6 protein-coding genes are annotated in these 8,083 nt (G+C 70.7%); all 6 read right to left on the reverse strand.

The genetic code is table 11. The annotated features are described in order from the left end of the window. Nucleotides 1-488: acetyl-coenzyme A synthetase N-terminal domain-containing protein (locus tag NON22_RS16525; protein ID WP_257388046.1), on the reverse strand; the 488-nt coding region annotated here is incomplete at its 3' end. 172 nt (nt 489-660) lie between these two features. Next, entirely contained in the window at nt 661-2,883 is a 2,223-nt protein-coding gene (locus NON22_RS16530) for a DUF5916 domain-containing protein (protein ID WP_257388047.1), read from the reverse strand. 154 nt (nt 2,884-3,037) lie between these two features. After that, nucleotides 3,038-3,979, reverse strand: coding sequence for an electron transfer flavoprotein subunit alpha/FixB family protein (locus tag NON22_RS16535; RefSeq protein WP_257388048.1), 942 nt, complete (start codon nt 3,977-3,979; stop codon nt 3,038-3,040). Between the two features lie 61 nt (nt 3,980-4,040). Continuing rightward, on the reverse strand, nt 4,041-4,787 hold the full coding sequence (locus NON22_RS16540; RefSeq protein ID WP_257388049.1) for an electron transfer flavoprotein subunit beta/FixA family protein: 747 nt from the start codon (nt 4,785-4,787) through the stop codon (nt 4,041-4,043). A gap of 62 nt (nt 4,788-4,849) precedes the next feature. After that, complete coding sequence (locus NON22_RS16545) at nt 4,850-5,794, reverse strand: ATP-grasp domain-containing protein (protein ID WP_257388050.1); 945 nt, start codon at nt 5,792-5,794, stop codon at nt 4,850-4,852. A 198-nt stretch (nt 5,795-5,992) separates the two neighbouring features. Beyond that, on the reverse strand, nt 5,993-8,083 hold a 2,091-nt coding region (locus tag NON22_RS16550), incomplete at its 5' end, for an ABC transporter permease (protein ID WP_257388051.1).

The raw sequence follows: 8,083 nt of genomic DNA on the forward strand, positions 1-8,083 counted from the left end.
ACCGCGACGCTCGCGAGCATGGCGACGACGGGCTCGCTGCCGTTGCGCAGCAGACCGGCGACGGTGTCGCCGGCACCGATGCCGCGCGCGCGCAGCGCGGCCGCGACGCGCGCGACCTGCAGCTGCAGCTGCGCGTAGCTGATCTCGTAGCCGGCGCCGGCTGCGTCGCGTCCGATCAGCGCGCAGCGCTCGTCGCGGAAGCGCAGCAGGTTCTGCGCGACGTTCAGGCGTATGCCCGGAAACCAGCGCACGTCGGCCGGATGGTCCGCGGCGACGAGCGTCTCGTGGAACGTGCCGCTCGCGCGGATGCCGCAGAACTCCCAGACCAGCGGCCAGAAACGTTCGGGATGACGTATCGAGAATTCGTACAGCGCGGCATAGCCGCGCAGGTCTTCGTTGCCGCTCTGCTCGCGCGCGAAACGCGCGAAGCGATTGAGGTTGGCGCGTTCCACGCGCTCCGGGCCCGGTTCCCAGATCGGCTTCTTCATAGGTATTTCAGTCTGTCGTCCGTGTCGTCGCCACTCCGCGGCAGCGAGGCTGCCCCGCCGAAGTGTGCCAGAGCCGCCGCAGCCGTGCGTCGAGGAATTCATGAACAAGTGTTCGCCGCAAGGCTCGCGATGGCGACCCGTTGCGGTGTTCATCAATGTGACGAACGACGACTCAGAATCGATAACGCAGCTTGGCCAGAAATTGATCTGCATCACGCAAACTCAGCGCATCGAGGAACAGGTCGCCGCTGTCCTCGCGGCGGTCGTCCCGTTGCTCGCCGCCGCGGCTGTAGACCAGATAGAGCTCCGATTGCGGACCGAGTTCATAGCGATAGCGCAGCTGCACGCCGAAGCTGTTGACGTTGAAGTCGTCGGTCGCGGTCGAATCGGCGAGCAGCCGGCCGTGCGGGCCGATGCGATAGCTACGCGCATCGTGCGCGTCGACCGCGAACCATTGCAGCTTCGCGCGCAGTTCGTGCCGCGCCTTCGGGAACCAGTTGACATTCAGCGCCGTGGCCCATTGCGTGCGCCGGTAGCTCGCCAGCCGACCGTCGCCGGTCCAGATCAGCCAGTCGCGGCTCCAGCGCGGCGTGATCTCGCCGTCGATGGTCAGGCGGTCGCTGACGCTGTAGCTGAGCTCGGACTCGAGCTGCAGCGCACGGCCGCTGACGCCTTCCTGCAGCACCCAGGCGCCCAGGGTGTACTGCCAGCGGCCGCGGCGCGCGCTCTCGTATTGCATGAACAGCCATTCGCGCGCGTCGCGCCAGACCTTGCCGTTGCCGCGCGAGATCTGGTCGTCGTAGCCGCTGCCGTCCAGGCGCAGCTCGACGAGATAGCTGCCGCCGGCGCGCAGCTCGGCGGTGCGCGTCAGGTAGCCGTACGGGTTCAGGCGATCGCCGTCGTCGTTGGTCCGGTAGATGCCGATCGCCTTCCAGGCCACCGCGGCCGTCGCGGAATCGGCCGGCAGGTCGTTGTGCTTGTAGTTGGTTTCCCAGTACAGGCGGTTGAAGTCGTTGCGCGGCATGTAGCCCGCGTCGTTGAAATCCAGCGCGCCGCCGAGATGGGTCAGGATCGCCGTATGTTGCAGCTGATCGCTGGGCATCGCGGTCAGGCGCAGCACGCCGCCGCTGTCGCGCGTGGTCTCCCGGCTCTGCTCGATCTGCGACAGCAGCAGCTGGCCTTCCAGGCGCAGCCACGGCGCGAGCTGCCAGCGCCAGTCGTTCGCGAGCACGTCGGCCCGGCGGTCCAGCGCGGGCCGGTCCACCGACGTGACGAGCAGGCCGGCGTTGCTGGAGCCGCCGAGATCGTAGAGCAGGCGTCCCGCGGCGAAGCGGCGTCCGGCTTCGCCGTCTTCGTCGGCCAGGAACGCGCCGTATTTGAGGTCGCCGGCCGCGCCGTTGAACTTCAGCGCCGCGGCGATGTCGGCTGCGCGGCCGCTGCCGTCGTCGGAGGCCGCGCCGACGCGGCGCGTGTAGAACAGCACGCCGTCGGGCGAGCTGCGCAGGTCGAACAGCGCCTGGTTCTCGGTGAAGAACGGGCGTTTGTCGGAATAGAAGGTCTCGATCGCGTCGAAATTGACGACGAGTTCGTCGGACTCGACCTGGCCGAAGTCCGGATTGACCGTCGCTGTCAGCTGGAAATCGCCGCTGGGCTTCCAGAACAGGTCGGCGCCGGCGCGGAATTCGCTGCCGGGATTCTTCAGGTCGTACAGCGCCGAGACATAGGGGAACAGGTCGAGGATCTGCGCGCGGTGCTGCGTGACCGTGACGCGCTCGAACGCCGACAGGTAGACCGGATTGCCGTAGAACGCCGGCGGCATGGCCGAGCGTTCGCTGCGCTCGGCCAGCACGCGGTCGACGTTGACGGCGACGACGCGCGTGGGCGTGTCGCTGCCGCGCATGCTCGCGATCGTCCACGGCAGCAGGATTTCGACGCTCCAGCCCGCGTCGTCTTCCTGCACGGCGTGCTGCCAGTCGGCGTCCCAGTCGGTGTTGAACTGGTTTTCCTCGGTGATGATCGCGTCTTCGATCGAGTCCGACAGCGACACTGTGAAGTTGTAGCCGATCTTGCCGTCGGCATCGAAGTCGATGTTGACGTTGACTCGATCGGCGTTGCGGATGCGGTCGCGCGGCGTGAACGGCTTGATCCGCGTGAAGCCGGCCGGCTGTTCGCAGCGGAACGCGAACGCGATGCCTTCGGGCGTGGACAGCATGCGCGCCTCGGTCACGACCGATGCCGCGTCGAGCGTGTACGGCTGCGTGCGCTTGAAGTCGCGGAACACGTGCGCGTCGCGCCAGCGTTCCTCGTCGATGCTTCCGTCGATGGTCAGGGGCGCGGCGGCGGCCGGCAGACCGGACAGGGCGAGCAGCGGCAGCAAGGCGGTGCGGAGGCGCATTGGGCGGGCCGGACGAAAAAAGTGCCGCAGCTTACGCGCTCGACCGGCGCATCGCGACTGCCGCAGGTCGTGTCTGCGGCCGGCTGGGGCCGGCATGCGGCCAAATGAAAAGGCCCGCACGCGGCGGGCCTTTTCGCGGAATGCCGGTTGGGCCTCAGCCCAGCGCGGCTTCGATCTCGGGCACGAGCGTGAACAGGTCGCCGACGAGGCCGATGTCGGCGATCTCGAAGATCGGCGCTTCGCCGTCCTTGTTGATCGCGACGATGGTGCCCGCGTCCTTGATGCCGGTCAGGTGCTGGATCGCGCCCGAGATGCCGATGGCCATGTACAGCTCCGGCGCGATGATCTTGCCGGTCTGGCCGACCTGCAGGTCGCTCGGCACGTAGCCCGCGTCGACGGCCGCGCGGGAGGCGCCGACCGCGGCGCCGAGCTTGTCGGCGAGCTTGTAGATCACGGCGAAGTTCTCCGCCGAGCCGACGCCGCGGCCGCCGGACACGACGCGGCTCGCGCTCTGCAGATCCGGGCGGTCGCTCTTGCCCTGCTGCAGCTCGACGAAGCGCGTATGCGTCGGCAGTTCCATGGTGAGGTTCAGCGCCTCGACGGTGGCCGAGCCGCCGGCCGCGGCAGCGGCGAACGAGGCCGTGCGCACGGTCGCGACGAGCGTCGCGTCGGCCGGCGCCTCGACCGTGACGATCGCGTTGCCGGCGTAGATCGGCCGCTTGAACGTGTACGCGCCGAGCACGTCGGCGATGTCGGACACCTGGGCGACGCCGAGCAGCGCGGCGATGCGCGGCGCGAGGTCCTTGCCGAACGTCGTCGACGGCGCGAGCACGTGGCTGTAGCCCTGCGCCGCGGCGACGACCTGCGGCGCGTAGACCGCGGCGATCGCATGGGTGTTGGCGGGATTGGCGACGGTCAGCACCTTGTCGACGCCGGCGATCGCGGCGGCTTCGGCGGCGACGGCGTCGGGCGCATCGGCCAGCACGAGCACGGCGACGCTTTCGGCGTTGAACGCCTTGGCGCAGGTCACGCAGCGCGCAGTGCTGGAATTGAGCTTGCCGTTGAGGTGCTCGGCGACGATCAGAACTTTGCTCATGAGCTTCATCCGTTGAGGGCGCGGCGCTGCGCGTGACGCGGCAGGCGCCGGCGCGGGGGAATCAAACCAGACCCTTGGTCTTCAGCAGTGCGACGAGTTCGGCCACGTCCTTGACCATGACGCCCTTGCTGCGCTTGGCCGGCGCGGCATAGGCCGTGGTCTTGAGATGGTCGCCCGATTCGACGGCCAGGGATTCCAGCGGAATCGTCTCGAGCGGCTTGGACTTGGCCTTCATGATGTCCGGCAGCTTGATGAAGCGCGGTTCATTGAGGCGCAGGTCGGTCGTGATCACGGCCGGCAGGTCCACATCGATGACTTCGAGGCCGGCGTCGACTTCGCGCGTGACGCGCGCTGCGGAACCGTTGATCTCGACCTTCGACGCGAACGTGGCCTGCGGGCGGTTCCACAGCGCGGCGAGCATCTGGCCGGTCTGGTTGCAGTCGTCGTCGATGGCCTGCTTGCCGAGGATGACGATGTCCGGCTGTTCTTTTTCGATGAGCTTGAGCAGGGTGCGCGCGGCGGTCAGCGGCTGCACCGCCTGGGTCGTGACCACGTGGATCGCGCGGTTCGCGCCCATGGCCAGGCCGTTGCGCAGGTGGGCCTGGCAATCGGCCGGGCCGATGGTCGCGACGACGACGTCGGTCGCGACGCCTTTCTCGCGCAGGCGCAGCGCTTCTTCCAGGGCGATGTCGTCGAACGGGTTCGGCGACAGCTTGACGCCTTCGGTGACGACGCCGGAGCCGTCCGGCTTGACCTGGATGCGCACGTTGTAATCGACAACGCGCTTGTAGCCGACGAGGATCTTCATGCAGCGGATTCCGTAAAAGTCCAGGGAAAGCGGCCGCGGCCGCAGGCGGAAAGTCAGGGATTCTACCGCGCCGCCGCAGGGGCGGCAGGCCGGCTGGTCCGGACAGCTTGCGCGCGGGCCAGCAGCGCGGCGGCGAAGCGGTCGGCCGAACCCGCACCGAAGCCGAAGAATAGGGAGGGCTCGCTGAGTTCCAGCTCCAGAAGCCGCGGCGCGCCGGCGTCGTCCTGGATCAGGTCGACGCGGGCGTAGAGCAGAGGCTGCGGCGACGGAATCGCGGCCAGCACGGCCCGCGCCAGCGCCAGCTCGGCCGCCGCGGGCTCGCGCGCGGTGATGTGCTCGGCGGCGAACAGCGCGCGCGTCGGACCGTCGCCGCGGCGCAGCAGCGGTCCCTTGCGTATGGCATGGCTGAATTCGCCGTCGAACCAGAGCAGCGCGGTTTCGCCGTGCTCGTCCACGCGCGCGAGGTAGGGCTGCAGCAGCACGCTGCGGCCGGCGTCGAGCAGCCGCTGCATGTGGGCCACGGCCGCTTCGCGGGCGGCCATGCCGTGGCGCTGCGCGTCGCGCGAGCCGGCGCCGACGCAGGGCTTGACCACGAACTCGAACGCCGCGCCGTCGGCATGGCCGTCGAGAAAGCGCTGCAGCGCCGCGGCCGCGTCGGCGCCGGGTTCGACGAAGGCGCTCGGCACGGTCGCGATGCCGTGGGCCGCTAGTTCGCCGAGGTAGTGCTTGTCGGTGTTCCAGCGCACGATCGGCGGCGGATTCAGCAGACTGGTCTGCGCCGCCGCGCGCTCGACCCAGGCCAGGAATTCCGCGAGCCGGTCGGTGTAGTCCCAGGTCGAGCGCAGCACGGCCAGGTCCTGCGCGCGCCAGTCCGCCGCCGCGTCGTCCCAGTCCAGCACCGCGACCTCGGCGCCGGCGCGCGTCAGCGCGTCGACGAGCGGCGGCAGGTCTTCGTCGAGCGTGCGCGCGGCGGCGGCGGTGACCAGGGCGATACGGGGCTGGCTCATGCGGATCTCCGGAGCGCGGCGACGGCGCGCAAAGCGGCAAGTCTATGGCCTCGCGCCCGCGAGTGGCCCGTGCCGCGTGTTTCGCCGCGGCGCTGCGAGGAAACCTCGACGTGCCGGCGTGGCGCGTAGCCGACGAGTTCCGGCCGCGCAGCCGCGCGCCCGTTCCCCGATCGCTGTCGGGGAGCGGGCGTGCGTTCGCTATTCCTTGCGCAGCACCAGCAGCGGCGAGGTCCGCGCGATGCCGCGCGTGCCGAGCCAGCCGGCGAAGGTCACGAGGGCGACGGCGGCGAGCACGCCGAGCGCGAACGGCAGCGGCGGCGGAGTCCAGGCGATCTGGAACACGGCGCGGCCGAGCGAAAGGCCTGCGGCCGCGGCGCCGATCGCGGCGATCAGGCCCGCGATCAGGCCGAGCAGCGCGAATTCGCCGAGCACGGTCGACAGCAGCTGGCCGCGGCGCGCGCCGAGGGTGCGCAGCATCGCGGTTTCGAAGCGGCGTTCCTCGGCGCTGACGTTGAGCGCGGCGACGAGCACGAGCAGGCCGGCGACGAGACTGAAGCCGAGCACTGCCATGACCGCGCTGCTGACGCGGTCGATGATGTCGCGCACGCGGTCGAGCACGGCGTTGATGTCGATCATCGACAGGTTCGGGAACTCGCGCGAGACCGCGCGTAGGTCCGCGGTGCGCCCGGCCGGCAGCCAGTAGCTCGCGATCAGGCTGTGCGGCAGTCCGGCCGCGCTGGCCGGATCGAGCAGCACGAAGAAGTTGACCCGGAACGAGGTCCAGTCGGCTTCGCGGATGCTGGTGATGCGCGCGGTGATCGCGCGCTCGCCGATCGTGAAGCCCAGGGTGTCGCCGAGCTTCAGGTGCAGCATGTCGACCCAGACGCGCTCGACCGAGACCTGCGGCTCGCCGGCCTCGCCGTCGAACCAGCTGCCGGCCTTCAGCACATTGGCCGCGGGCAAGGTGTCGCTCCAGGACAGCCGCGTCTCGCCGTTGATCCAGCTGGCCGCGCGGCGGTCGGTGTAGTCCTCGGCGCGCGGCGTCTTGCCGTTGATCGCGACGAGCTTGGCGACCGCGAGCGGCTGCACGTTGAGGTTCTTGACGCCGAGTCCGAGCAGTCGCTGCTCGACGCCGTCGCGTTGCTCGGGCTGCAGGTTCAGCAGGAACTGGTTCGGCGTCTGCGGCGGCAGGTCGGCGCGCCAGGCGGCTAGCAGGCCCGGGCCGACGACGGCGAGCAGCAGCAATGCGGTGAAGCTCAGCGCGAGCGCCGTGGCCTGGATCAGGCTCAGGCTGCGCCGGCGGGCCAGGTTGGCCAGGCCGAAACGCAGCGCGCCGGGCAGGCGGCGGCCGACGCGGCGCAGCAGCGCGATCAGCACGAGGCCGATCGCGACGGTCGCCGCGGTCACGCCGATCAGGCTCGTGGCGAGCGCCGAGGCGATGGCGGCGCTGCTGCTCTGGCTCGCGATCAGGCCGAATGCGACGAGCGGCGGCAGCAGGTAGAGCAGGTCGAAGCGGCGCGGGCGCAGCGCGATCGCGCGCTGGAACACGCGCATCGGCGGCACGTCGCGCAGGCGCGCGAGCGGCGGCAGCGCGAAGCCCGCGAGCACGGCCAGGCCGACCGCCATCGCGGCGAGCGCCGGCCACGGGCTGGGCGGCGGCGCGGCGGCCGGCAGCAGATTGCCGGCGTAGGTCAGCACGCCCTGCTGCAGGGCCAGTCCGAGGCCGGCGCCGAGCAGGCAGGCCGGCACGCCGAGCAGCAGGACGGTCAGGCTCAGGCTCGCGAGCACGCGCCGCTTGCCCAGGCCCAGTGCGCGCAGCAGCGCGACCTCGTCGATCTTGCGCCGCGCATAGCGCTGCGCGGCCAGCGCGACCGCGATGCCGGCCAGCAGCGCCGACAGCAGCGCCGCCAGGCGCAGGAAGGATTCGCCGCGCTCGAACGCGCTGCGCAGGTTCTGCTGCGCTTCCGCAACTGTCACCAGCTGCGCGCCGTCGGCGAGCTGCGGCTTGGCCCAGGCCTGGAAGCGGTCGAGCGCGGCGGCGTCGCCGGCGAGCATGAGCTTGTGCCGCGCGCGCGAGCCGACGCCGAGCAGGCCGCTGTCCTGCGCGTCGGCCAGCGCGACGATCAGCCGCGGCGCGAGCGTGAACAGCTGGCCGCCGTCGGGCTGGCGCAGGATCTCGCCGGCGATGCGCAGCGGGCGGCCGGCGAGTTCGAGCGTGTCGCCGGGCTTCAGGCCGAGCGCGGCGAGCAGCAGGCCGTCGGCATAGGCCGTGCCCGCGGCCGGCGCGGC

Origin of the sequence: Tahibacter caeni (assembly GCF_024609805.1) — a bacterium.
GTDB classification, from domain to species: Bacteria; Pseudomonadota; Gammaproteobacteria; order Xanthomonadales; family Rhodanobacteraceae; genus Tahibacter; species Tahibacter caeni.